Source organism: Rhodomicrobium sp. R_RK_3, assembly GCF_002198715.1.
In the GTDB taxonomy this organism is placed as follows: Bacteria; Pseudomonadota; Alphaproteobacteria; order Rhizobiales; family Rhodomicrobiaceae; genus R-RK-3.
In genome coordinates this window covers 161,850-187,523 of record NZ_MWLK01000022.1, presented here as the reverse complement: position 1 = coordinate 187,523, position 25,674 = coordinate 161,850, and the positions used below count along the sequence as shown (strand labels likewise).

Here is a 25,674-nt window from a genome sequence, read left to right as displayed (position 1 = left end):
GCGCGCTGACACACGCCACCCTCTCCCCTCGGAGAGGGTCGAGCTGCGGCAAGGCGCGGCGCTCTGCTTTCGACCAGAATGATTTCCGCTTTAACCTGACTGAATAGCCGGCAAGCGCTGCGTTGCCGGAATGCCGGTCGGCGCATGGGGCGGCGGCCTCGGCGATTACTTCGCCCGCTCATGCGCCTCGGAGAGCCATTTGGTATTCTCGCCGAGCCATTTCTTTTCCAGCTCCAGCAGCTTGCCGCTCTTGTGCCAGTCCGTGACGGTGGCGGAGACCAGCTTGCCGAAGGGCGTGTCCTTCTCGCCGGTGCGCACCGCGATGGCCCAGGGCAGCAGCGGCAGGTCGAGCGGCGCGATCCGGTAATCCTTCCACGCCTCGGCCGCGCTGTTGCGCGTGTGGATCAGCCGGACGTCCTCATCAGCGAGGCCCACGCATTTGCCCTCGGCCAGCGCCGCCCTGCCCTCATCGAGATTGCGGACGGGCACGAAAACGCTTCCCCCCGCCCGCGCCAGAATGTCGTCGCGGAAATAGGCGTCGCGCAGGGCGCAGAACGGCTTGCCTGCCAGATCGCCGATGCCGTTCACCCCGGCCTCCCGCTTGGCGATCACCGCGATGCCGCTGGCATAATAGAACGGCTCGACCAGCGCCACGCGCTTCCTGCGTTCGTCGGTGACGGCGAGGGTCGCGATGAGGAGATCGATCTGGCCCTGTTCCAGGAATTGCAGACGGCTGTCGGGCGATACCGGCCACAGCTTCAGCTTGACGCCGAGGCGGTCGGCCAGATCCTTGGCCAGATCGAGCTCCATGCCGACGATCTCGCCCGCCGGCAGCCGGTAGCCGTAAGGCGGCGTGTCGGCCTTGACGCCGACGATCAGCTCGCCGCGCGCCTTCACATCCTCGAGCACGCCCGCCGTGGCGGTTCCCACCGACCCGGCGACAGCCAGAGCCATCGCCAGAATTCTCAGCGCAAAATCGAATGCCATGAATTTGCCCGCGCGTTGCAAGACCGGGCGAAACGGTGCCCGCCGCTATCTGTCACAGAAAAACGGAGGGATAAAGACGCTTTATCCCTCCGCCGGGTCGATGGCGCGCGCGGCGCTATAGAACCTTGGTCAGCGTGAAGCGGTCCTCGAGCCCGGCATTGGCCGCCTTGATCGCCTGCTCCGAGCCGAGCACCACCGTCCGCCCATGCGCGGCAACGGCGTCGAGCGCATCGGCGAAGCCGCGGATGTCGGCGGGGCTGGCGTTCAGAACTTCGTCGCGGATGGTTTGCTGGCGCTCGTCGCTGTCGCCGGCGAGATAGCGCAGCATCGAGACGAGGCCCTTGGCATCGGGCAGCCGGTAGGTGTCGAGCTGGCCGATGGTGCCGATGATGGCGCGCTCCAGATCGACGGCATTGCCTGCCACGCCCCGGAGGAAGCCGCCCGCGCCGTCATAGACCGCGACCGTCTCCATCAGGTTGGGGTCGCGATAGGAGGCGAAGGTCATCACGCCGGAGCGCAGATCGAGGCTGGAGAAAGCGCCGTAAGCGCCGCCCTGCACCCGCACCTTGTCCCACAGCCAGCCGCCGCGCAGCCAGTTGCTGGCGACCATCGCCGCGCCGCCCGGCTTGTAGCCGAGCTTGGGCAGGCTCTCGCCCTTGGCGACATAATTGACCTTGGCCGGCATGGTCAGACCCTCGAAACGCGGCAGGCCCGGGATCAGCCAGTCGGGATAGGCGGCCGGCGCCGCCGAGGGCAGACGCGCCAGCAATCCGGCGAGGTCGGGCTCGACCCGCGTCAGGCCGTCCGCGTCGGCGGTGAGGTTGAAGACCATGGCATTGCGGTTGACCAGCAGGCCGCGAATGCGCTCCAGCGTCGCCGTCAGCGCCGCGCCGCCATCCTCCTTGATCGAGGCGGCAAGCTGGCGCAGGAAGTTCAGATAGCTGACGCCGCCGATCTGCTCGTCCACCCAGCTTCCCTCTTCGAGGCTCGCGCGAAGGCGCGTCGAGGCGATCGATGAGCCGCCGGGCACGAGCCGCGATTCCAGGCCCGCCCGCTCCTCATTGACGATCTGCGCGATGCGCTCGTGATTGCCGAGCCGGGCCGAGAGCAGGACGTCGGCGAGGATGGCGAAGCTTTCGGCGGCCTTGTCCGGCATGGTCTTGATGCGCAGGATCAGCCAGGCGACGCCGCGATTTTCGCCGATCACCGTCGAGGTGAAGTCCTGGGCCGAAAGGCCGCCGGTCACCCGGCCGATGCGCTGCGAGAGCTGAACGAAATCCAGATCGCCCGCGCCGGTCTCCAGCAGCGCCCGGCGGAAGATGCCGATGTAGGGCAGCAGGTCCGGCGGAAGGCGGCGCAGATCGAGCCCGGCATCGGCATAGACGACGCCATTGGTCGCGAGGTCATGGGTGAGCACGCGCGCACCGGATCGCTCGGCGATGTCGATCGGGATGAGCGCGGTCTTGCGGTCGAGATCCTTCAGCTTCAGCATGGGCAGCCGGGAGAGCGCCTCGGCGCTGTCTGGCGTCTCCTGCATCCGCTTCAGCGCGCGGGTCTCCTCGATCACCGCCTCGACATCGGCATCGCTCATGGCCGCGCGGGCGGCGTCGAGCTTGGCGCGCTCATCGGCGGCTTCCCGGCCGCTCTGCTCGGGGTCGGGCGTGAACAGCACGCGGGTGCGATGCACGTTGTCGATCAGATAGCGGCGGATCAGGTCCTCGAACACCCGCTCGCCGCTGGCCAGCCGGGTCTTCAGCATTTGCAGCGGCGCTTCCCAGGCGAGCGGGGAAAGCGGGTCGCGGTCATAGTTCCAGGCATTCAGCGAACGCAGCATGATCGAGATGCCGCGCGGGAAGGAACCGGTATTGTTCTCCCGCAGCCGGAATTCGATGGTGTTGATGGACGCCTCGACAGTCAGCGGATCGAGGCCATCTTCGGCGAGCCGTTCCAGCGTCGACAGCACCAGCGCCTCGACCTTTTCGCTATCGCCTTCGTCGATGCCCTTAAGCCCCGCGCCGAAGCGCATCTGGCGCAGGCCGGTATTGAGGCCGGTCCCGGTCACATCGTCGCCGAGGCGGGAGTCGATCAGCGCCTTGCGCAGCGGCGCGGCATGGGTGCCGACCAGGATGTGATTGAGGATCGCCAGCGACAGGTTCAGCTCGACATCGTCGACCTCGTCCAGCATCCAGTTCAGCGTGACGCGCGCCTGCTTCTCGCCCGCCTCCTGCGCCCCGGCGGGCAGCGTGTGCTGCAACTGGCGCGGGGCGTTGAAGCGCGGCTGCAGGCCGATCTTGCTGTCCACCTCGATGCGCGAGAACTCGCTCAGCACGCCGTCGAGGATCTCGAGCCGGCGCTCCGGATCGTCATTGCCATAGAAGACGAATTTGGCGTTGGAGGGGTGGTAATAGCGCTCGTGAAAGCTCTTGAAGGTCTCGTAGGTGAGGCTCGGTATGTCCTTCGGATCCCCGCCGGAATCGATGCCGTAGATGGTGTCCGGGAACACCGATTGCTGCGACAGCCGCGAAACGCGGTCGTCCGGCGAGGAATAGCTGCCCTTCATCTCGTTGAAGACGACGCCCTTATAGATGAGCGGCGCATCGGCGCTCTCCAGCTCGTAATGCCAGCCTTCCTGCTTCAGGATGTCCGGCGTGATGCGCGGATGGAAGACGGCGTCGAGATAGACGTCGACCAGATTGTAAAAATCCTGGAGGTTGACGCTGCCGACCGGATAGACGGTTTTGTCCGGATAGGTCATCGCGTTGAGGAAGGTCTTCAGCGAGCCCTTCAGCATCTCGAGGAAGGGCGCCTTCACCGGATATTTGCGCGAGCCGCACAGCACCGAATGCTCGAGAATATGCGCGATGCCGTTGGAGTCGGCGGGCGGGGTGCGGAAGCTGACGCCGAACACCTTGTTCTCGTCCTCGCCGATCAGCGACAGGAGCTCGGCGCCAGTGCGCTCATGCCGGTAGAGGCGCGCGAGGCAGCCGATCTCGGGGACGCTTTCCTCGCGCTCCAACTGAAATCCATGGAGAAGTGTCATCATGCCTCGCTAAGGACCGCCGGCTGTTGCGACATTATGGCAGGCGCGCGACGCGGCGTTCAAGGATTGCGGTTACGGATGTCATCGATCATTTGGAAGTGTTCGCACCGGAATGGAAGCGGCCCTCCGCAAAAAACGGCATAAAGGCAACGAGAAATCGCCTACCCGCTCCAGGTGTGCTAGGAGTGTACGGGAAAATTTCGGCGACGAAGCGGGCCCTTGCGCGCGCGCTTCCGGGCAATGCAACTGACGATGACGGGACAGCTCAATGACAGCATCCAATGCTCTGGCGGGCGCGCGGCGCGATAACGCTTTCTTCACCACGCCGCTGGCCGAAGCCGACCCTGAGATTTTCGGCGCCGTCTCCAGCGAGCTGAAACGCCAGCAGGATGAGATCGAGCTGATCGCCTCGGAGAACATCGTCTCGCGCGCCGTGCTGGAAGCCGCCGGCACGGTGCTGACCAACAAATATGCCGAAGGCTATCCGGGCAAGCGCTATTATGGCGGCTGTCAATTCGTCGACGTCGCCGAGAATCTCGCCATCGACCGCGCCAAGCGGCTGTTCGATTGCGGCTTCGCCAATGTGCAGGCCAATTCCGGCTCGCAGGCCAATCAGGCGGTGATGCTGGCGCTCGCCAAGCCGGGCGATCCGATCCTCGGCATGAGCCTTGCCGCCGGCGGCCATCTCACCCATGGCGCGGCGCCGAACCTGTCCGGCAAATGGTTCACCCCGATCCAATATGGCGTCCGCCGCGAGGACAATCTCATCGACTTCGACGAGGTCGAACGGCTGGCGAAGGAGCATAAGCCGACCGTCATCATCGCCGGCGGCTCGGCCTATCCGCGCGTCATCGACTTCGCCCGCTTCCGCGCCATCGCCGACAGCGTCGGCGCCTATTTCATGGTCGACATGGCCCATTTCGCCGGGCTCGTCGCGGCGGGCGTGCATCCGAGCCCGCTGCCCCACGCCCATGTCGTTACCACCACCACGCATAAGACTTTGCGCGGCCCGCGCGGCGGCATGATCCTGACCAATGACGCCGAAATCGCCAAGCGGATCAACGCGGCGATCTTCCCCGGCCTGCAGGGCGGACCGCTCATGCACATCATCGCCGCCAAGGCCGTCGCCTTCGGTGAAGCGTTGCAGCCCGGTTTTACGCAATATGCACAAAATGTGGTTGCCAACGCCAAGGCGATGGGCGACGCTATCACGTCCGCCGGCTACGGGCTCGTGACCGGGGGCACGGATACGCATCTGATTTTGGTTGATCTGCGCCCGAAAAAGCTGACCGGCAAAGCGGCGGAAGCGGCTCTTGGCCGCGCGCATATCACCTGCAACAAGAATGCGATCCCGTTCGATGAGGAAAAGCCGTTCATCACCTCGGGGATCAGACTTGGCTCGCCAGCAGGCACGACGCGGGGATTTGGCGCAGCCGAATTCCGCGATATTGGCCGCATGATTTCCGAAGTGCTCGACGGACTCGTAACCAACGGCGATAGCGGCAACGGGCAAGTGGAAGAGCGCATCAAGCGCGAGGCCATTGATCTGTGCGAGCGCTACCCGATCTATAATCCATAGCGCTCCCGAGCGGAGCTTTCGAGGCATGGTATGCGGTGCCCCCATTGCGGTCAGAATGACAGCCAGGTCAAAGATTCCCGGCCGACCGAAGACAATACCGCCATACGCCGCCGCCGCTTCTGCCCGGAATGCGGCGAGCGTTTCACCACCTTCGAGCGCGTTCAACTGCGCGAGCTCGTCGTCTCCAAGCGCAGCGGCCGGCGCGTGCCGTTCGACAGGGACAAACTGACCCGCTCGGTGCAGGTCGCGCTGCGCAAGCGCCCGGTCGAGCCGGAGCAGATCGACCGGCTGGTCAGCACCATGGTGCGCAAGCTGGAAAGCCAGGGCGAAAGCGAGGTGCCTTCGCATAAGATCGGCGAACTGGTGATGGAGGAGCTGCGCAAGCTCGACGCCGTCGCCTATGTTCGCTTCGCCTCGGTCTATAAGAATTTCCGCGAGGCGCGCGATTTCGAGACCGTGCTCGGCGAGATCGCAGGGGAGCGGCCGCTTAGGGCGCCGCGTCCCGAGCACCCCCACAAGCCGGATCAGGAGATGGCGCCTTCGGGCCTTCCAAACGATGAGCGGCCTTAATTCACGCGCTGGCGAGGCAAGGCACCGCCTTCCGGCGAGCCAGCCCGAACGCGCGAACATGGCGCTTGCCATATCCCTCGGCAAGCGCGGTCTCGGCCAGACCTGGCCTAACCCATCCGTCGGCGCCGTCATTGTCGAGCCGGCGAGCGGGCGCGTCATCGCCTGCGGCTGGACGAGCCCGGGCGGGCGTCCGCATGCCGAGGCGAATGCCATCGCCTCGGCCGTCGACCTGGTGCGAGGCGCGACGCTTTACGTGACGCTCGAGCCCTGCGCCCATTGGGGCAAGACACCGCCCTGCTCGGACGCGATCATCGCCTCGGGCATTGCCCGCGTCGTCTATGGCGTCGTCGACCCCGATCCGCGCGTCGCGGGCCAGGGCCTCGCCCGGCTCCGGGCGCATGGGGTCAAGGTCGAGGCGGGACCGCTGGCGCATGAAGCGCGCTGGCTGATGCTCGGCCATGAATTGCGGCTGACGGAGCGGCGGCCTTTCATCCAGATGAAGATGGCCGTCGATGCTTCGGGACGCGTCCCGGCGGGCGATGGCGGCCCGGTCTGGGCGACGGGCGCGGAGGCGCGGGCGCATGGGCACCTATTACGCGCCGAAGCCGATGCGATCCTGGTCGGCCACGGCACGGTCGCGGCCGATGATCCGGACCTGACCTGCCGGTTGCCGGGCCTCGCATGGCGCTCGCCGGTGCGGGTGGTGCTCTCGACGCGCGCCGAATTGCCCGCCAGCGCAAAAATGCTCGGCAATCTGGACGTGGCGCCCGTATGGGTCGCCTGCGCGCCGGATGCGCCCGCCGAGAACATCGCGCGTCTCGAAGCAGCGGGCGTCGCTGTCGTCCCGGTCCCGACCGGCCCGGACGGACGGCTCGACATCCGTGCCGTCACGCAAGAGCTCGCCGAGCGCGGCATCACCCGGCTGCTGGTCGAAGGCGGCCCGGCGGTTGCGCAGAGTTTCTTCAATGCCGGCCTGATCGACGAGGCGGTCATCATCACCGGCGGGGCGGCGGTCGCCGGGCGCTCGATCAAGCCATTCGGCGTCGCGGGCCTTGAAACCGTCACCGCCAATGCTCAATACCGCTTTGTCGACGAGCGGCGCGCGGGCGCGGACCGGATCACCATCCACCGCCGCGCCGAATTCTGGCCGGGTTGAGATGTTTACAGGAATCATCACCGATATCGGCGAACTGATCGCGGCGGATGGCGGCCTCCTCCGCATCGCCTGCCATTCGCCTGCCGAGACCATCGCCATCGGCGCTTCCATCGCCTGCGACGGCTGCTGCCTGACCGTCACCCGTGTCGAGGCGACCGCCCCCGGCGCCAGCATTTTCGACGTTGAAGCCTCGAACGAAACCTTCGCCCGAACGACGCTCGGCAATTGGAGCGTCGGCCACCGCGTCAACCTGGAGCGCTCCCTGAAGCTGGGCGATGAGCTCGGCGGCCACATGGTCGCAGGACATGTCGATGGCGTCGCGCGTATCGTGGCCGCCACGCCGGATGGGACATCGACGCGTTTCGAGATCGCCTGCCCGCCCGGACTTGCCCGCTTCGTCGCGGAAAAAGGCTCGGTCGCGCTCGACGGCACGTCGCTAACGGTTAACAGTGTCTCCGGCAACAATTTTACCGTGAACATTATCCCCCATACGCTCGAAGTGACGAGCTGGGGGCAGAAACGCGCGGGGGATGCGCTTAATATGGAGGTCGACCTGATGGCGCGTTACGTGGCCCGCCTGAGCGAGCATAAGGAAGCGGGCGCATGAGCATCGCAGAAAAGCCGCGCCATTTCGGCCAGCTCTCCTCCATCGAGGAGATTTTGGAGGATGCGCGCAACGGCCGGATGTTCATCCTGGTCGACGCCGAGGACCGCGAGAATGAAGGCGACCTCGTCATCCCCGCCCAGATGGCCACGCCCGAGGCCGTCAATTTCATGGCCCGCTACGGCCGCGGCCTGATCTGCCTCGCCCTGACCCAGGACCGCGCCGAGGAGCTCAATCTGGAGCTGATGTCGCGCTCGAACCAGTCGCGCCACACCACCAATTTCACCGTCTCCATCGAGGCCCGCGAAGGCATCACCACCGGCATTTCGGCGCATGACCGCGCCCACACCATCGCCACCGCCATCGACCCGTCCAAGGACCACCGCGACATCGTCTCGCCCGGCCACGTCTTCCCGCTGGTCGCCCGCACCGGCGGCGTCTTGGTCCGCGCCGGCCATACCGAGACCGCCGTCGACATCGCGCGGCTCGCCGGCCTCTATCCCGCCGGCGTCATCTGCGAGATCATGAACGATGACGGCACCATGGCGCGGATGCCGGACCTCATGGCTTTCGGCCAGTTCCACGGCCTGAAGATCGGCACCATCGCCGACCTCATCGCCTATCGCCGCAAATATGACAGCCTCGTCCGCATCGTCGGCGAGAAGCATATAGACAGCCTGCACGGCGCCGAATTCGACCTGAAAGTCTACCAGAACACGGCGGACGGCCAGGAGCATATCGCGCTGGTGAAGGGCGATGTCGCCGCGCCCGGCCCGGTCCTGGTCCGGATGCACGCGCTGAGCGTTTTGGAAGATGTCGTCGGCTTCCGCCGGCATGATGGGCCGCAATCGCTGATCGACCGCGCGCTCGAAGCGCTGGCAAAGGTCGAGCGCGGCGTCTTCGTGCTGATCCGCGAGGCGAACCCTTCGGCCGTCTCGGAAGAACTCTGCGGCGCGGCCGAAGGCGGCAAGGCCAGCACGGCCGGCCGTCTCGTCGATTACGGCGTCGGCGCGCAAATCCTGATCGACCTCGGTATCCGCGAGATCGAATTGCTATCGAATTCACCGCTGCCGAAAATCATCGGGCTCGAAGGATACGGGCTGAAGATCATCGGCCGCCGCCCCATCGAGTAGAGAGCCCATGCCGCTTGCCAAACCGTCCGTGCTCCTGATCGAGGCGCGCTACTACCTCGACATTTCCGACGAGCTGGCCAAGGGCGCCATCGCCGCGCTGGAGGAGGCAGGCGCCTCCTATCATCGCGTCGCCGTGCCCGGCGCGCTGGAGATTCCGCAAGCCCTCGCCTTCGCCGTGCGGGCCGGGCTGATCCCCTTCGGCGCCTCGCGCTGGCGCTATCACGGCGCGGTGGCGCTCGGCTGCGTCATCCGCGGCGAGACCTCCCATTACGACATCGTCGCCAATGAATCGGCGCGCTCCCTGCTCGGCATCGCGACCGGCAGCAGCATCCCGATGGGCAACGGAATCCTGACTGTAGAGAATGAGTCACAGGCCTGGGAAAGGGCCTCCATAACCGACGGAAATAAGGGAGCCGACGCAGCGGTCGCTTGCCTGAGGCTGATCGATGTGTTCATGGATTGCCATGGCTTCCAATCCGAGTGACATCCCCCCGCCCCCGCCCGACGGCGAGGCCCGGGGCCTAGGCGCGCGCGGCACGGCGCGACTTGCGGCCGTGCAGGCGCTTTATCAAATGGACCTTGCCCAGACCGATGCGGCAGCGGTGATCGGGCAGTTTACGCTCCACCGCTTCGGGCATGAGGTGGACGGGGCGTATTACGACCGCGCGGACGAACCGCTGTTCCGCGACCTTGTGCTCGGCGTCGTCCGGGCCCAGCTCGCGGTCGATCCGCTGATCGCCGGCAATCTTGCCAAGGGCTGGAAACTGGCGCGCATCGACAGCATCATCCGGGCGATCCTGCGCGCCGGGGCCTATGAGCTGAAGGAGCGGCACGACATCCCCGCCCGCGTCATCATCAACGAATATGTCGATGTGGCGCACGCCTTTTTCGGCGGCGACGAGCCGGGCGTCGTCAACGGCGTGCTCGACGCCGTGGCGCGGCAGGTGCGCGCGAAGGATTTTACGAGTCCGGCCCATGGCTGAAAGCGGAAAGGGCGGCGGCGGGCCTGTCTTCAGCGAGGACAGCCTGATCGCGCGCCATTTCCGGCCTCTGGCGGCAGGCTTTCCCGGCGCCTTGGATTTGCGTGATGACGCGGCGAGTTTCGGCGTGCCCGAGGGGAGCGAACTCGTCGTCACCACCGACGCGCTGATCGCCGGCGTGCATTTCTTCGCCGACGACGCCCCCGCCGACATCGCCTTCAAGGCGCTTGCCGTCAACGTCTCCGATCTGGCGGCGAAAGCGGCGGCGCCTCTCGCCTACAGCATCGCGCTCGCTCTGCCGCGCGGCGCGTCCGAGGACTGGATCGCGGGTTTCGCCGGCGGACTCGGCGAGGCGCAGGCGGCCTTCGGCATCGCGCTCAGCGGCGGCGATACGACGGTCTCGCCGAATGGTCCGCTGATGGTCGCGGTGACGGCCTTCGGTAGCGTGCCGGCCGGACGGATGGTTCGGCGCGGCGGCGCGCAAGCCGGCGATCATCTCTATGTCAGCGGCAGCATCGGCGACGCCGCCCTCGGCCTCGCCCTGCGGCGCGGCGATGCCGAATCACGCGGCTGGCCGCTCGACGAGGCGGCCCGCGCGGAACTTATCACCCGCTATCTTCGTCCCGCACCGCGCCTTGCCTTGCGCGCCGCGCTGCTCGCCCACGCCTCGGCGGCGATGGACGTCTCCGACGGCCTCGCCATCGATTGCGCCCGGCTCTGCGCCGCCTCCGGCGTCGATGGCCGGATCGAGGCCGCCTCGGTGCCGCTTTCGGCCCCCGCGCAAAGCCTGATCGCCGCCCATCCCGCGCTGCTCGAGACCGCGCTAACCGGTGGAGATGATTACGAAATCCTCGCCGCGATCCCCGAAGCTCAGCACGCGGCCTTCTCCGATGCCGCCGCCAAGGCCGGCATCCGCGTCACCCGCATCGGCGCCATCGGCGGGCCTGGCGGTGCGCTGACGCTCTCCGACCCGGATGGCCGCCCCCTCGCCCTCGCCCGCACCGGCTACGATCATCTCGCCCGATAGCCGCCCGCCTTCCGTCAAAGCCTGAATTCGATCAAGGTTTTGTTGCGAAAACCGGCCGCTTTTCCTATTGTTCCGGCGGCATTTCATGGGCTGGCCCCGCATTCATCCCATATTTGCCAACCACTAGCAGGAAACACTCGGCGTCATCGGACGCCTAAGCGCTCCGGGTCTTGTGCAGAACAATAATTACGCACACGGCCTCCCGCCTATGCCAAGCGAGGGAAATTTAGACATGAATAGTTTGATTTGGGCCATCATCGCCTGCGGCGGTCTATCGATCGTCTATGGCGTGTGGGCTATCAGATCCGTGATGGCGGCAGATGCCGGCAATGCGCGGATGCAAGAGATCGCCGCCGCCATCCAGGAAGGCGCGCAAGCCTATCTGTCCCGGCAATATACGACGATCGGCATCGTCGGCGCGGTGATCTTCGTCGTCATCGCCTTCCTCCTCTCCATCACGGTCGCCGTCGGCTTCCTGATCGGCGCGTTCCTGTCGGGCGCGGCCGGTTTCATCGGCATGCTGGTCTCGGTCAGGGCGAATGTGCGCACGACGCAAGCCTCGACCAAGGGTCTGGCCGCCGGCCTCGCCATCGCCTTCAAGGCCGGCGCGGTGACGGGCATGCTGGTTGCGGGCCTCGCCCTGCTGGCCGTTGCGATCTACTACGCCATCCTGACCCAGATCCTGGGCTATGCCCCGTCCGACCGCGTCGTCGTCGACGCGCTGGTTGCGCTGGGCTTCGGCGCATCGCTGATCTCGATCTTCGCCCGTCTCGGCGGCGGCATCTTCACCAAGGGCGCCGATGTCGGCGGCGATCTCGTCGGCAAGGTCGAAGCCGGCATTCCCGAGGACGACCCGCGCAACCCGGCGACCATCGCGGACAATGTGGGCGACAATGTCGGCGACTGCGCCGGCATGGCGGCCGACCTGTTCGAGACCTATGTGGTGACCATCGTCGCCACCATGGTGCTCGCCACCATCTATTTCGCCGGCCAGCCGGTCCTCGAAGCCACCCTGCTCTATCCGCTCGCCATCGGCGCGGTCTGCGTCATCACCTCGATCATCGGCACCTTCTTCGTGCGGCTCGGGGCGAGCAACAACATCATGGGCGCGCTCTATAAAGGCTTCATCGCGACCGGCGTGCTATCGCTGATCGCGCTCTGGCCGATCACCTCCTACCTGATCGGCATGGACACGCAGCTCACCGCAACCGGCGTCGCCTTCACCGGCCGCGACCTGTTCTATTGCGGCGTGATCGGCCTCGCCGTGACGACGCTCATCATCGTCATCACCGAGTATTACACCGGCACCGGTTACCGTCCGGTCCAGTCCATCGCCGCGGCCTCGCAGACCGGCCACGGCACCAACGTCATCCAGGGCCTGGCGATTTCGCTCGAGGCGACCGCCGCTCCGGCGCTGGTCATCATCGCGGGCATCCTCGCCACCTATAATCTCGCCGGCCTCTACGGCATCGCCATCGCGGTGACGACCATGCTGGCGCTGGCGGGCTTCGTGGTGGCGCTCGACGCCTTCGGCCCGGTGACCGACAATGCCGGCGGCATCGCCGAAATGGCGGACCTGCCCGCCAACGTCCGCAAGACCACGGACGCGCTCGACGCGGTCGGCAACACCACCAAGGCCGTCACCAAGGGCTATGCCATCGGCTCGGCGGGCCTCGGCGCGCTGGTGCTGTTCGCGGCCTATACCGAAGACTTGAAATACTTTATCGCCCACCCGCAGCAATTCCCCTATTTCCAGGGCATCAACGTCGACTTCTCGCTCTCCAACCCCTATGTCGTGGTCGGCCTGTTCTTCGGCGGCCTGCTGCCCTATCTGTTCGCGGCCATGGGCATGACGGCGGTCGGACGCGCGGCGGCCTCGATCGTCGAGGAAGTGCGGCGGCAGTTCAAGGCGAAGCCCGGCATCATGAAGGGCACCGACAAGCCCGATTACGGCGCGGCGGTCGACATGCTGACCAAGGCGGCGATCAAGGAGATGATCGTGCCCTCGCTACTGCCGGTGCTGTCGCCGATCGTCGTGTTCGTCGTCATCGACTGGGTCGCGGGGCGCTCGGCCGCCTTCTCGGCGGTCGGCGCGATGCTGCTCGGCGTGATCGTCACCGGCCTCTTCGTCGCCATCTCGATGACGGCGGGCGGCGGCGCCTGGGACAACGCCAAGAAATATATCGAGGACGGCCATTATGGCGGCAAGGGCTCGGACGCGCATAAGGCGGCGGTGACGGGCGACACGGTCGGCGATCCCTATAAGGACACCGCCGGCCCCGCCGTGAACCCGATGATCAAGATCACCAACATCGTGGCGCTGCTGCTGCTGGCCGTGCTGGCGCATTGAGCGGCGATCCGCAGACAAAAAAAAGGGCCCTTCGGGGCCCTTTCGTTCTTTGCGTAGGCATTGATGCGAGAGGCGCGGCGCTATCAATAACCGGAGCCGGCCGTGCCGCCGCCCTGGCCGCCGGCAACACCCGTCGCGGGGCGGCCGATATTGCGGAACAGCTCTTTCAACAGCCCGTCCTCAGAGCCTCGCGAAGGCGTGGTGCGGCTGACGAAGTCGATCACGCGGCCGTCCTGCAATCCATAATTCGCAACCCGCTGTACGGACTCCTTCTTATTGAAATATACAGCCACGATCCGGCGATCAACAATAGTTGGCTCAAGGAAAGCTGCGGATCTTTTAGTTGTCGTAGAAATGTAGTAGAAAGCATTCTGATCGACGGTGGATTTGGTGTCGGGCGTGCCCAGGGCGAGGATGACCTGATCCCGGCTCATGCCCTCTTTCACCTGTGCTAAATCCTCGTCTGTGAAGACGTGGCCATGTTTGGTAATGTCCGCCGCGCAGGCGGTGAGGCAGAGGGCGAGGCTGACAGCGGCGAATGTGCGGATCAAGGGAGACCGGATTTTTGTTCCCCCCGACCCTATCACCGCCCCGGCGGCAATATCCCTCATGTATTTGGAATCTTGATTTGACATAGTGCTGTACCTTGCGATCCAGTGAAGCCTTAGTTCAGGCGGATATGAGCTTTAGATCCTAGTCCCCGTGAGTTTCATTCCAAGGTGGTTGCGGCCGTGACGAACATGACGCGTAACAGATTCCAGGCTCAAGGTAATATGACACCGATGTTCCGCTGGTTTGCCGGTCGCGCGGCCCGCAAGGAAGCTGCTGAGAAGATCTACGATGCAATTGTGGCACAGTCGCGTAACCCCGGCTTTTATATCAGGTGCGGCGTGCCCGATACGCTCTCCGGCCGCTTCGACATGCTGGTCATCCACATGTTCGTGGTGCTGCAGATCCTAAAGCTCGGCGGCCGCGAAGGCCAGCTTCTGGCCCAGGAGATCGTCGAGGCGTTCATCCGCGAGATGGACACCATGGTCCGCGACCTCGGTGTATCCGATCGCAACGTGCCGAAGGAAGTGCGCAAAATCGCTCAGCTTTTCTATGGCCAGCTGCTCGCCTATTCGACGGCGCTGCAGCGCAACGACACCAAGGGGCTGTCGGCCGAAGTGTGGAAAAGCTTCCAGCCCGGCGATGCCGCCACCGAATCTCAAGTCAGTTCCGAATCGATCTCCGTCTACATTCAGCAGTCAATCAAGAGCATCCAGGAGATGCCGCTCAACATGCTTCTCCAGGGCAATATCCGCTTCCCCGAAATCGTCGGTGCGCGCCAGCATGGCAGCTGAGCCACAGGACCTCGCCGGGCCGTTGTTTTCCCGCATCATCACTGTCGGCGACGGCAAGGAGCCGCGCGAGGGCAAGCTCGAAACCACCCAGGCCGAGCGCGACCAGCTCGCCAAGCAGCTCCGCATCGAGGGGCTGGACAGCTTCTCCTTCAGCTACCGCCTCACCCCGATCCCGCATGATCGTTTCCAATTGACCGGATCGCTGCAGGCGAGCCTGACGCAGCTCTGCGTCGTGACGCTCGAGCCGGTGGCGGAGCGCATCGACGAGGCGGTCGAGGTCGAGTGCTGGCCGCAGCACCAGATCGGCACGGAGGACGATGAGCCGGTCGATCCCGCCTTCGAGGGCCTGCCGCCCGATCCGCCCGCTCCGATCATCGGCGGCAAGCTGGATGTCGGCGCGCTCGGCGCGGAAATCCTGGCCAGCGCCATCAATCCCTATCCGCGCAAGCCGGACGCCGAATTCGCCTGGGACGATCCCAAGGCCGCCGGCCCGAGCGGCCCCTTCGCCGGTCTCGCCAAGCTGAAGGACAAGGGCTGACGCGGCCACCCGGCCGCCGCTATCCTCACCGGCAATGCGACCAAACTCCCAGCTTTCCGCTAGGCCCTTGCAACCGCCCAGAATTCGTTTGTAATGGCAATGGCATGAAGTATGGTCTGACGCCGACCGGGCCGATGCCGGCCCCAGCCACCCTTCAATCATGGCAACTCCGGACGTGAACCAATGAGCGCGCGGATCAGGATAGCGCTGGATGCGATGGGCGGCGACCATGGCCCCTCCATTGCCGTGCCGGGCGCGGCGCTGTCGCTCATCCGTCATCCGGACACGGAATTTCTGATCTTCGGCGACGAGGCTAAGATCGCGCCGCATCTGCAGCAGCACCCGGCGCTGGCGAAGAATTCGCGCGTCATCCATACCCCCGTCGCCGTCTCGATGGATGCAAAGCCGAGCCAGGCGCTGCGCCAGGGGCGCGGCAAGTCCAGCATGTGGATGGCGCTCGAGGCGGTGAAGCGCGGCGAGGCCGATGCCGCCGTCTCCGCCGGCAATACCGGCGCGCTGATGGTGATGTCGGTATTCTGCCTGCAGATGCTGCCCAATATCGACCGCCCCGCCATCGCCGGCATCTGGCCGACCATCGACAGCGAATGCATCGTGCTCGACATCGGCGCCAATGTCGGCGCGGACGCCAAGCAGCTCGTCGACAATGCCGGCATGGGCGCGGCGCTCGCACGCGCGCTGTTCCATGTCGACAGGCCCTCCGTTGGCCTCCTGAATATCGGCGTCGAGGAGGTGAAGGGGCTGGACGAGGTCAAGCGGGCTTCGGAAGCGCTGAAGAAGGCGGATCTGCCGATCATCTATCATGGCTTCGTCGAGGGCGACGATCTCGGCAAGGGCACGGTCGACGTCGTCGTCACCGAAGGTTTTTCCGGCAATATCGCGCTGAAGACGGCGGAAGGCACGGCCAAGCAGATCGCCGCCTATCTGCGCGCGGCGCTCAGCCGGTCGCTGCTCGCGCGCATCGGCGCCTTCCTCGCCCAGGGCGCCTTCCGGGCGCTGCGCGAGAAGATGGACCCCCGTCACGCCAATGGCGGCATATTTTTAGGACTGCAAGGAATCGTAATCAAAAGTCATGGCGGCGCCGACGCAATTGGCTTTGCAAGCGCGGTTGATCTCGGTTACGACATGGCTAAGAGCGGGCTGGTGCATATCATCTCCAAGGATGTCGAGCGGTTTCAAAACGCGTTGCAGCAGGCGCCGCTATTGAGAAATACGGACGCTATCACGTGAACACCATTCGATCAGTCATTCGCGGCTGTGGGTCCTATCTCCCGGAGAAGGTCCTCACCAACGCGGACATGTCGCGCATCGTCGACACCACCGATGAGTGGATCCTGGAGCGCACCGGCATCCGCGAGCGCCACATCGCCGCCGACGGCGAGCTCACCTCCGATCTCGGCATCGCCGCCGCCAACCGCGCGCTGGAAGTCGCCGGGGTGGATGCCAAGGATATCGACCTGATCGTGCTGGCGACCTCGACGCCGGACAACACCTTTCCCGCCACCGCCGTGACCATCCAGGCGGCGCTCGGCATCACGCAAGGCGCGGCCTTCGACCTGCAGGCGGTGTGCTCGGGCTTCGTATACGCGCTGGCGACGGCGGATAATTTCGTCAAGGCGGGCCAGTTCCGCCGCGCGCTGGTGATCGGCGCCGAGACCTTCTCCCGCATCCTCGACTGGGAAGACCGCACCACCTGCGTGCTGTTCGGCGACGGCGCCGGCGCCGTGGTGATCGAAGGCGCGCGGGCGACCGGCGCGCCGAATGAGCGCGGCATCATCGGTTCGGTGCTGCGCTCGGACGGGCGCTACCGGGATCTGCTCTATGTCGATGGCGGCCCGTCCTCGACCAAGACGGTCGGCCATTTGCGCATGCAGGGCAAAGAGGTTTTCCGCTTTGCGGTCGGCGCCATTTCCGGCGTGATCGAGGAGACGCTGCGCCAGCATGAGCTGGACGCCTCCGAGATCGACTGGTTCGTGCCGCATCAGGCCAATAAGCGCATTCTCGACGGCACGGCAAAAAAGCTCGGCATCTCGCCGGAAAAGATCGTCATGACGCTGGAGAAGCACGGCAATACCTCGGCCGCATCGATCCCGCTGGCGCTCGATACGGCGCGGCTCGACGGGCGTCTGCACCAGGGCAATCTGGTGCTGATGGAAGCGATGGGCGGCGGTTTTACCTGGGGTTCGGTGCTCGCGCGCTGGTGATTCTCTCGCGAGGCACATAAAACCGCGACGCCGACTTCGCGCGCGCCGCGGCCGCACCGCGAAAACTTTCCATTTTATTGTGATTTTACCCCCAGATTTTGTAGCGGAACCTGAGAAAGGTCGCCGATTACGAGTTGTTTCCGGAAATCTTTTGCTGAATCAGCATGATGCCATATCGGTCATTGACCGATTCCAGTAATATCCATTACTGTTGAGTTAATTTACACTTCAGGAATGAGCCGAGTCGACATGTCGTCAAGCGGCAAGACACTCACAAGAGCAGATCTCGCGGAAGCCGTTTTTCAGAAAGTCGGCCTGCCGCGCAACGAATCTGCTGAACTTGTGGAAACCGTTATCCGAGAGATCATTGGCTGCTTGGAGCGGGGAGACAATGTCAAGCTATCCAGCTTTGGATCGTTCGGCGTGCGCGATAAGAGGGAACGCGTAGGCCGGAATCCCAAGACCGGAGAAGTTGTGCCCATCACACCGAGGCGTGTCCTGGTGTTCAGGGCCAGCAACATCATGAAGGAGCGGATCAACTCGTCTCTGGTGAAGTGTAAGAAAGCGGCGGAATAGGTCCGGCCGGTCCGGACTTTCCAATGAGCGGGGGCTAATTTGGAAAAATCTTCGAGTGCATTTCGCACCATCAGCGAAGTCGCGGCCGAACTTGCCGTGCCCAAGCACGTCTTGCGGTTCTGGGAAGGCAAGTTTCCCCAATTGCGGCCAATGAAGCGCGGCGGCGGCCGGCGCTATTACCGTCCGGAGGATGTCGACCTCCTGCGCGGCATTCGCTGGCTGCTCTATAGCGACGGCTACACCATCAAGGGCGTGCAGCGCATCCTGCGCGACAGCGGCGTCCGCTTCGTCAAGGAATGCTGGCGCGGCGAGCCTGCCGCCGAGGCCAAGCCCGCCGAAGCGCCGATGCCGATCCCCAACCTCGCCGGCGAAGCCGCCAAGGAAGCCCGGCGCGGCAAGGCCGTCGCGCTGCGCCCCGCGCGCGGCGCCAAGGCGGACGCGCCGCCCGCCCCGCAGGCCGAGCCCGAGCCGCAAGGCCAGCGCGCCATGCTCGCGGCTTTGCTGAAGGAGCTGGAGGAGTGCCGCGACCTGCTTCGCGGCACCACGGCGGCGCATGCCGAAAAGCCGGCCCCCGCTCCCGCCCGCAAGGGCCGCGGCGAGAGCCGGCGCGGACTGGAGGCCTAACCCGGAGGCGGCCCTGGCCGCCGTTTCCGCGCAGCCATCGCGGCCCCGCGAGAATGCTATTGACCCTGCCAACTGAACCGGGCAAAACTCCCCTCAAGCCTGATATGGCAGCCGGATATCTTGTCGGAGCGTGGCGCAGCCCGGTTAGCGCACTAGTCTGGGGGACTAGGGGTCGGAGGTTCAAATCCTCTCGCTCCGACCAATTCCATCGATCCGCTCAAGGGCCACAATGGGCGTGCGGCCTCATTGGCCGAAGGCGCCGGAAATGCACCGGCGGGCCATCCATAAGCAGTAATCCCTGAAATTCTACTTGAGCGGGTAAAGTTCACGCAAGGTGATCGGGGACTGCCATGACGGACGGCATGATTGCGGCAATCGAATCAGTCGTCCCTGAAGCGGCGCCGATTCCGCCGCCAATCCCGAAAAACCGGATGCCGTAGGCCGCGCCGGGGCCCGAATCGGACGGCCGCAGCCCGGTTTTCCTCCGCGACAAATCACCCGTCCGGAGCCTTTTGCGCCCCAATTTCCAAGGAGTTTTCGGGCGCGATCGCGGAAAAATGTCCTTCGCTACATCCGTAACCATGAAACGGTCATTGTCTGACCATGATGGACGGCTAGACCTTGGCGAGTAAGGCGCACGAATCGTGCAACGAATAAACGTGCAAGAATATCAAGGCTTTGGAATTGAGATTTTCGGATTGTGTCCAATGTCGGCGCCGGCGCCCCAACGGGGTGCCAAAATGACCAATGTTACAAAACGGCATTTTCGCTGCCGAACCACGAGAGTCGGTGTTCCAGATCCAGACCGCTTGCTTTGCTGAGCAAACCAGGAAGCGCGGGGACGGCCGGTTCGCTGCACCGGCCGTGGATGGGGAACTGAAGCCTTCCAGGATCAGACAATGGCAAAAAGCCACCAGATTACGATCAATGGCGAAAGCTTTTCGGCGCGCCGCGGCGAGTTGCTGCTGGACGCCGCTCTGAGCAACGGCATCGAACTGCCTTATGACTGCCGCGCCGGACATTGCGGCACCTGCTGCGTTCAACTCCTCGAAGGCCAGGTCCATGGCGGCGAAGGCTCGGCTCCAGGCACGATTCATGCCTGTCAAAGCCGGATCGTCGGGGATGTGGTCATCGAGCGCGGCCAGTCCTCGCCCGCCATCACCGTCGACGGCGTGCTGAGTTCGCTGCGCCCCTTGTCGCGCGACGTGATGGAGGTCGGCATCAGGACCGAGCGCGCCCTGCCCTATCATGCCGGGCAATATGCGCAGATCAAATTCAGCGGCTATCCGACCCGCCCCTTCAGCATCACCCATCCCTTGCGCGGCAGCCCGAACGGCCGCTCGGTGTGGTTCCACATCCGCAAGATGGAGGAGGGGCGCGTCACCCCGCTGATCGGCAGGCGCATCACGCTCGGCCACCGGGTGCAGGTGAGCGGGCCCTATGGCTCGGCGCATTTCCGCCCCAATCTGGAAGGCCGGCTGATCCTGGTCGCGACCAATACCGGCTTTGCGCCGATCTGGTCGATCGCCGTCGCCGCCCTGCGCGAAAATCCGGATCGCCGGATCATGATCATCGCCGGCGGCCGCACCGTCGAGTCGCTCTATATGGGCCCGGCTCTGGTGCGGCTGGCGCGTTTCCCGAACGTTCGCGTCGTGCCGTGCTGCAGCACCCCGCAGACTTTGAGCAAGGCGGTGAAGGCCGGCCGGCCGACCGACTTCCTGCCCCGCCTGCTGCCGTCCGATGTGCTCTATGCCTGCGGCATGCCGGCCATGGTCGACTCGATCAAGGCGATCGCGGCGCGCTTCGGCGCGGTCTGCTACGCCGACCCGTTCGTGGCGAACAACAACGACACGGTTGAGGAAGGCATTCTGACCCGCGCCATGGAATGGCTCGCCCTGCCCACCGCGGCGGTGCGCGACCGCATTGCCATCCCCAGCCGGCAGAAGGGGCAGCTCGCGCTGCCGGCCCCCAGTCAGCGGCGCGATCAGCCGAGGCAGGGTTCCAGAATGGCCGAATCGGAAAGAAGGGTGAGAAGTCGTTATGCTCCTCAGAGCGCTTAGCCGTCGGTCGACCGGCTTTGGCCTAAGGGCCCGTCTCCAGTCTCCCATGCTTGGCCTCTGCGGCTTGCTGATGCTGTTCGGCCTTGCCGCGGATCGCGCCGTCGCGTCCGATCCGGCCAAGACGCTCGGACCGAATGCCTGCGGCGAATGCCACAAGCAGGAGACGGAGGCCTGGAAGGGCTCGCACCATTTCAAGACCTTCCGCGAATTGCCGCGCAACGAGAAGGCGAAGGAGATCGCCGACAAGATGGGCGTGCGCCGCATCCGGTCGGAAGGGCTGTGCCTGAACTGCCATTACACGGTGCAGCAGAAGGACGGCAAGGAGGAGGTCGTCGCCGGCATCTCCTGCGAATCCTGCCATAGCGCCGGACAGGACTGGATCAAGGTCCATAGCGAGTTCAGCGGCAAGACCGAGCAGTCGGAGACAAAGGCCGAAAAGGAGGCGCGCTGGAAGCTCGCCGATTCCAAGGGCATGATCCGGCCGGAATCGCTCTATGCGCTGGCGAAGAACTGCCTGGGCTGCCATGTGGTGCCGCAAGAGGACCTGGTGAACAAAGGCGGCCATCCCGCCGGCAGCGCGTTTGAACTCGTGTCCTGGTCGCAGGGCGAGGTGCGGCACAATACCTGGCTCTCCAAGGGCAAGGACAACGTGCCGGCGGACGCCGCGCGCAAGCGGATGCTCTATCTCGTCGGCCTTGGCGTCGAGCTCGAGACCGGCATTCGCGGCGTTGCCCGCGCGACGGCGAGAAAGCAATATGCCTTCGAAATGGCCAAGCGCGTCGACCGCGCGCGCAAGCAGCTCTCCGCCGCGGCGAAGGCGGCGCCGGGCGTGCCGGAAATTGCGGAGATGGTCAAATTTGCCTATTCAGCCGGACTGAAATTAAATAATGAACGGTACCTGACGGCGGCTGCCGACGGCGTCTCCAAGCTGCTCGTGAGCGTCACTCAGAAATATGACGGCAGCACCTTGGCCGGGCTCGACAGCCTGATCCCGGGACCGGACAAGTTCAAGGGCACGGCGACGAAGGCCGGCGCAACCAATTGATCCCGGCCAGCCGGCCAACGACAACAAGCTGAATGGATTTGATGGGGAAAGAACCACCGCGGATGGGTGATTTTGTGAGGCTGCCGTGAGATCGGCGGGACGGCGCGCGGGCGACGCCTCGATCGGTGGACGCGGTATGGGCCTCGCCAGATTTGTCAACGGCCAGACAATCCAGGGCGTTCTGATCGCCGCCATTTCCGGCGGCCTGTTCTGGCTTGTCTGGATCTATGGCAACGGCCTGCGCGACCCCCGCTTCCTCGACGGCTGGCTGCTCGCCAGCGGCATGACCGTCCAGCTCTATTTCCACATCGCCATCAAGACCTCGCGGCTGGCGCCGAAAGCCGCCATGCGCTGGCGCAAGATCCATATCTTCCTCGGCTATCTGCTGGTCGCCGCCTTCGTCTCGCATTCGGATTTCTCCCTGCCGGACAGCGGCTTCGAATGGGCGCTCTGGCTCGGCTTCGTGCTGGTGACGCTGAGCGGCATTTTCGGCACCTATCTCGCCTGGGGCCTGAAGGCCAAGAGCGGCATCGAGGAGGGCACCGGCTTCGATCGCATCCCGGCCCGCCGCGCCGAGCTGGCGCGCGACGTCCACGCCGCCGTCACCAAGGCCGACCCGGCCGCGGCGGCATTCGCCTTGCCGGCGGCGCCGCATGACGCCTGGGTGATGGACCTCTACGCCAACCACCTGCGCGATTTCTTCGAAGGCCAGCGCAATTTCGCCGCCCATCTGATCGGCTCGCGGCGGCACATCAAGCGGCTGACGGTGGAGATCGACAATCTGTCCCGCTATGTCGACAAGCCGAGCCAGGAGAAGCTGGCCATCGTCAGGGAGCTGGTCATCGAGAAGGACCGGCTCGATTTCGCGCGCGTCTATCTCGGCTTGACCAAGGCCTGGCTTTTCGTGCATGTGCCGGTCACCTATGGGCTATTCGTACTGATGGTGCTGCACGTCATCGTCGCCTATGCCTTTTCGTCGGGGGCGTGGTGATGCGGCGACCAGTACGAATGAGATCGGGACGGGCTCCGAGGGCCGAGCGGCCGTCGAAGCCGCCCTCCCCGCGCGACCGTTTGGCGGTGCTGCTGGCGATCGTCACCGCCATTTGCCTCGGCGCGGCCTTCTTGTTCTCCAGCGGAAAGCAGTTTCTGGCGCCGGGGCCATTGGCCAGCGCTCACGGCGCCATCGAGAATTGCGGCGCCTGCCACACCAAGAGCGGCAGCGGCAGTTTCAGTTGGGTGCAGGGCCTCGTTCCCGGCGATCCGCTCGCCGACAGCAAGGCCTGCCTGACCTGCCACAAGATGCCGAAGACGGCCTTCAACCCGCATGGCGCTCTGCCGGACGTCTTGAAGCAGAGCACCAAACGGCTGGCGAAAGTCGCGGCGGTGACGCCGGCGCCGCAATCGGCCCGCGCCCAGAGCATCGCCTTCCCGACCGATGCGGCGGTTGCGGGCGGCCTCAACTGCGCGACCTGCCACCAGGAACACAAGGGCGCCAATTTCAATCTGAGCAAGATCTCCAACGAGCAGTGCCGCTCCTGCCATGTGGTGAAGTTCGACAGCTTCGATGGCGATCACCCGCGATTCGACAATTACCCGTTCAAGAGCCGCACGCAGATCGTCTATGACCATGCCGGCCATTTCGGCAAGCACTTCCCCGACGTGGCGCAGAAGGACAAGGAAAAGCGCATTCCCGCGACCTGCTCGACCTGCCATACGAGCCGCGCGGACAAGCGCATCATGGCGGTCGCGCCGTTCGAGCAGACCTGCACCGACTGCCATTTGGACCAGATCGTCGGCAAGGAACGGGCAACCGGCCCGAAAGGCATCGCCTTCCTGACGCTGCCCGGCCTCGACGTGCGGACGCTGAAGGAGAAGAACGCCGCGATCGGCGAATGGCCGGAAGGGTCCGAGGCCGAGCTCACCCCGTTCATGAAGGTGATGATCAGCCGGAGCGAGAAGGGCCGCGCCATCATCAAGACCGTGAGCGGCGTGAATCTCCAGGATCTCGGCAACGCGACCGAGGAGCAGCTCAAGGCCGTGACGGGCCTCGTATGGGAGATCAAGGGCCTGTTCTACGCGCTGATCTCGGGCAAAGCCTCCGACGTCCTCGGCGACCTCAACATCGGCGGCGGGGCGAAGCTCAGCCCCAGTCTGGTCGCCGACCTGACGGCGAGCCTGCCGCGCGACGTGGTCATCAGCGCGCACCAGGAGTGGCTGCCCAATCTTGCCACGGAAATGGCCAGCGGCCAGGCCGCGAGCGATCAGGACCAGGGCGGCTGGGCCGCTGCGATCACCGAATCGCGTTTGGCGGCCTCGGTCTCTCCCGAGGAGCTGTTCGGCGCGGGCTCGCCTCAGGCATCGCCCCGATCAGCCCCGCAGACCGGAGGCGGCGACGCCGCCAGCTCGGCCAAGCCGGTCCAACTGGCTCAGGCCAATCAACTGGTCCAATCCAAGAGCACGCCCGGCACGGTCGCCGAGAAAAGCCTGCGGATCGATCCCTATGGCCGGGTCGCAAAGACCCCGGAAGAGGGAATCGAGACCGCCCAGGCCGCCCCGCCCGTAAGCGCGGCGAGGGAACCGGCCTCCGCGGACATTCAGCCCCAGGCCAAGGCGGCGGACCAGACCGACGACCTGCTCTCGCCGGATGGCGGAACGGCCGAGGCCCCGGCAAGAGGCCCGGAAAACGAGCCGGTTGCCGCTCAGCCCCAGCCGAGGGCAGCAGCCCGTCCCGAAGCCCCGGCCGGAGGCGGCAGGCAGGTCGCCGCCGCCGATCCGCCTCCGCAGGGCAAGCCGGGTGACCAAAATGACGATCTGCTGAACCCCGATGGTGGAGCGGCGGACTCCACGGGTGGCGCGAGCGACGGCCCCGTCGGCGGCGCCTCGCCCGAAGTCAGCGCGGCCCCTGCGGACGCCGCCCCTGCTGGCGCCGAGCCGCAGGGCCGCGCCGCGCCCGGCATCGTCAGCATACAAAGCGACGTGGACGCGGAGAGCTGGGCCGAATATGGCGGCTGGTATCACCAGGATTTCGGCATTTTCTATCGCCCGACGGGTCACAAGGACAAGTTCATCTATTCCTGGCTGTTCCTGACGGGACCGCAGGCGCCCAAGGGCAATAAAGGCCCGGCGGCGGCTGTGTTCGATTCTCTGATCGACAAGGACGCCCAGGGCTCCTGCACGAAATGTCACAGCGTCGATGATATCCGGGGCAAGGGGCGGCTGGTGAATTTCTCCCCGCCCAAGGTCGACACCAAGCAGGGGCGCTTCACCAATTTCATCCATGAGCCGCATTTCGGCATCCTGGAGAATCGCGGCTGCCTCACCTGCCATAATCTCGAAAAAGGCCGGCCCTATCTGAAGAGCTATGAGCAGGGCAATCCGCTGAGCTTCGTCTCTAATTTCGGTGCGGTGAAAAAGGAGCTCTGCCAGACCTGCCACACCAGCACCATGGCGCGCCAGGACTGCCTGACCTGCCACAAGTACCACGTGAACGGCGTCGTCACGCCGATCATGAATACCAGGATCCCGACGCCTTAGCGCGGGATCGCTCGGGCTGGAATAAGGGCCGGAGCGCGGGTTCCGCGACCTTTGCATATTGCATCCGCGCTTCCTCCCGTCGTCCCGGGCGACCCTCAGGCCGGACCGGGACCCACTCGCGGATCAGCGGGCACTGCGGCAAGAATAGAGGCGAGTAGGCCCCGGCTCTGACGGCCGGGCGACGGAATTTTGCATCGCTCGCGTTTTGCGGAGGAGAGCGGCGGCGGGTCGGCCCGCGCCACGATCGGGCTTGCCGCATAAAAAATGGCCGGCATTGCGCCAGCCATCCAAGGCGGAATCCCTTAA

The 25,674-nt window shown here is 65.2% G+C and carries 22 protein-coding genes and 1 tRNA gene; 20 read left to right on the top strand and 3 right to left on the bottom strand.

Annotation, left to right across the window (positions count from 1 at the left end; genetic code table 11):
• Nucleotides 1-165 precede the first annotated feature (165 nt).
• Complete coding sequence (locus BLEFHOIH_RS13315; RefSeq protein WP_125461696.1) at nucleotides 166-987, bottom strand: transporter substrate-binding domain-containing protein; 822 nt, start codon at nucleotides 985-987, stop codon at nucleotides 166-168.
• Nucleotides 988-1,102: 115 nt separating this feature from the next.
• The gene (locus tag BLEFHOIH_RS13310; RefSeq protein ID WP_088346280.1) at nucleotides 1,103-4,027 is read right to left on the bottom strand and encodes an insulinase family protein; all 2,925 of its coding nucleotides are present in this window, start codon (nucleotides 4,025-4,027) and stop codon (nucleotides 1,103-1,105) included.
• Nucleotides 4,028-4,295: 268 nt separating this feature from the next.
• On the opposite strand from BLEFHOIH_RS13310, the gene glyA reads away from it, so the two are divergent.
• From glyA to BLEFHOIH_RS13265, 9 genes are all read left to right on the top strand, one after another.
• Nucleotides 4,296-5,606 carry a serine hydroxymethyltransferase gene (gene glyA, locus BLEFHOIH_RS13305; protein ID WP_088346186.1) on the top strand — a complete coding sequence of 437 codons (1,311 nt, stop codon included), beginning with the start codon at nucleotides 4,296-4,298 and terminating at the stop codon, nucleotides 5,604-5,606.
• 30 nt (nucleotides 5,607-5,636) lie between these two features.
• The gene (gene nrdR, locus BLEFHOIH_RS13300; protein WP_088346184.1) at nucleotides 5,637-6,176 is read left to right on the top strand and encodes a transcriptional regulator NrdR; all 540 of its coding nucleotides are present in this window, start codon (nucleotides 5,637-5,639) and stop codon (nucleotides 6,174-6,176) included.
• Between the two features lie 58 nt (nucleotides 6,177-6,234).
• Complete coding sequence (ribD, locus tag BLEFHOIH_RS13295) at nucleotides 6,235-7,332, top strand: bifunctional diaminohydroxyphosphoribosylaminopyrimidine deaminase/5-amino-6-(5-phosphoribosylamino)uracil reductase RibD (RefSeq protein WP_170937146.1); 1,098 nt, start codon at nucleotides 6,235-6,237, stop codon at nucleotides 7,330-7,332.
• A gap of 1 nt (nucleotide 7,333) precedes the next feature.
• Complete coding sequence (locus BLEFHOIH_RS13290) at nucleotides 7,334-7,939, top strand: riboflavin synthase (RefSeq protein WP_088346180.1); 606 nt, start codon at nucleotides 7,334-7,336, stop codon at nucleotides 7,937-7,939.
• Nucleotides 7,936-9,069: a 3,4-dihydroxy-2-butanone-4-phosphate synthase gene (gene ribB, locus BLEFHOIH_RS13285; protein WP_088346178.1), complete on the top strand. Its 1,134-nt coding sequence runs from the start codon at nucleotides 7,936-7,938 to the stop codon at nucleotides 9,067-9,069. The genes BLEFHOIH_RS13290 and ribB overlap by 4 nt, the downstream gene beginning before the upstream one ends.
• 7 nt (nucleotides 9,070-9,076) lie before the next feature.
• Complete coding sequence (ribH, locus tag BLEFHOIH_RS13280) at nucleotides 9,077-9,553, top strand: 6,7-dimethyl-8-ribityllumazine synthase (protein ID WP_088346176.1); 477 nt, start codon at nucleotides 9,077-9,079, stop codon at nucleotides 9,551-9,553.
• Between the two features lies 1 nt (nucleotide 9,554).
• Nucleotides 9,555-10,052, top strand: a complete 498-nt coding sequence (nusB, locus tag BLEFHOIH_RS13275; protein WP_280950369.1) for a transcription antitermination factor NusB — start codon at nucleotides 9,555-9,557, stop codon at nucleotides 10,050-10,052.
• On the top strand, nucleotides 10,045-11,076 hold the full coding sequence (thiL, locus tag BLEFHOIH_RS13270) for a thiamine-phosphate kinase (RefSeq protein ID WP_088346172.1): 1,032 nt from the start codon (nucleotides 10,045-10,047) through the stop codon (nucleotides 11,074-11,076). The genes nusB and thiL overlap by 8 nt, the downstream gene beginning before the upstream one ends.
• A gap of 232 nt (nucleotides 11,077-11,308) precedes the next feature.
• Nucleotides 11,309-13,426: a sodium-translocating pyrophosphatase gene (locus BLEFHOIH_RS13265; RefSeq protein ID WP_088346170.1), complete on the top strand. Its 2,118-nt coding sequence runs from the start codon at nucleotides 11,309-11,311 to the stop codon at nucleotides 13,424-13,426.
• Between the two features lie 83 nt (nucleotides 13,427-13,509).
• On the opposite strand, the gene bamE is transcribed toward BLEFHOIH_RS13265, so the two are convergent.
• On the bottom strand, nucleotides 13,510-14,061 hold the full coding sequence (gene bamE / locus BLEFHOIH_RS13260) for an outer membrane protein assembly factor BamE (RefSeq protein ID WP_245296999.1): 552 nt from the start codon (nucleotides 14,059-14,061) through the stop codon (nucleotides 13,510-13,512).
• A 105-nt stretch (nucleotides 14,062-14,166) separates the two neighbouring features.
• On the opposite strand from bamE, the gene BLEFHOIH_RS13255 reads away from it, so the two are divergent.
• From BLEFHOIH_RS13255 to BLEFHOIH_RS13205, 11 genes are all read left to right on the top strand, one after another.
• Nucleotides 14,167-14,769: a ubiquinol-cytochrome C chaperone family protein gene (locus tag BLEFHOIH_RS13255; RefSeq protein WP_088346167.1), complete on the top strand. Its 603-nt coding sequence runs from the start codon at nucleotides 14,167-14,169 to the stop codon at nucleotides 14,767-14,769.
• Nucleotides 14,759-15,307, top strand: a complete 549-nt coding sequence (locus BLEFHOIH_RS13250; protein ID WP_170937145.1) for a hypothetical protein — start codon at nucleotides 14,759-14,761, stop codon at nucleotides 15,305-15,307. Before BLEFHOIH_RS13255 ends, BLEFHOIH_RS13250 begins: the two co-directional genes overlap by 11 nt.
• A 183-nt stretch (nucleotides 15,308-15,490) precedes the next feature.
• Nucleotides 15,491-16,555 (top strand): phosphate acyltransferase PlsX, encoded by a 1,065-nt coding sequence (gene plsX, locus BLEFHOIH_RS13245; protein ID WP_088346163.1) that lies wholly within the window; start codon nucleotides 15,491-15,493, stop codon nucleotides 16,553-16,555.
• Entirely contained in the window at nucleotides 16,552-17,529 is a 978-nt protein-coding gene (locus BLEFHOIH_RS13240) for a beta-ketoacyl-ACP synthase III (RefSeq protein WP_088346161.1), read from the top strand. Before plsX ends, BLEFHOIH_RS13240 begins: the two co-directional genes overlap by 4 nt.
• Nucleotides 17,530-17,778: 249 nt before the next feature.
• A complete protein-coding gene (locus tag BLEFHOIH_RS13235; protein WP_088346278.1) occupies nucleotides 17,779-18,105 on the top strand; it encodes an integration host factor subunit alpha in 327 nt (108 codons plus the stop codon).
• Between the two features lie 39 nt (nucleotides 18,106-18,144).
• Nucleotides 18,145-18,729: a MerR family transcriptional regulator gene (locus BLEFHOIH_RS13230; RefSeq protein WP_088346156.1), complete on the top strand. Its 585-nt coding sequence runs from the start codon at nucleotides 18,145-18,147 to the stop codon at nucleotides 18,727-18,729.
• 124 nt (nucleotides 18,730-18,853) lie between these two features.
• Nucleotides 18,854-18,931 (top strand) — tRNA-Pro (locus BLEFHOIH_RS13225).
• Nucleotides 18,932-19,628: 697 nt separating this feature from the next.
• Nucleotides 19,629-20,789 carry a 2Fe-2S iron-sulfur cluster-binding protein gene (locus BLEFHOIH_RS13220; RefSeq protein ID WP_088346154.1) on the top strand — a complete coding sequence of 387 codons (1,161 nt, stop codon included), beginning with the start codon at nucleotides 19,629-19,631 and terminating at the stop codon, nucleotides 20,787-20,789.
• Between the two features lie 46 nt (nucleotides 20,790-20,835).
• The gene (locus BLEFHOIH_RS13215; protein ID WP_245296998.1) at nucleotides 20,836-21,834 is read left to right on the top strand and encodes a cytochrome c family protein; all 999 of its coding nucleotides are present in this window, start codon (nucleotides 20,836-20,838) and stop codon (nucleotides 21,832-21,834) included.
• Nucleotides 21,835-21,919: 85 nt separating this feature from the next.
• Nucleotides 21,920-22,825 (top strand): hypothetical protein, encoded by a 906-nt coding sequence (locus tag BLEFHOIH_RS13210; protein WP_245296997.1) that lies wholly within the window; start codon nucleotides 21,920-21,922, stop codon nucleotides 22,823-22,825.
• Nucleotides 22,826-22,842: 17 nt separating this feature from the next.
• Nucleotides 22,843-25,368 carry a hypothetical protein gene (locus BLEFHOIH_RS13205; RefSeq protein ID WP_125461693.1) on the top strand — a complete coding sequence of 842 codons (2,526 nt, stop codon included), beginning with the start codon at nucleotides 22,843-22,845 and terminating at the stop codon, nucleotides 25,366-25,368.
• The last annotated feature ends 306 nt before the right edge of the window (nucleotides 25,369-25,674 follow it).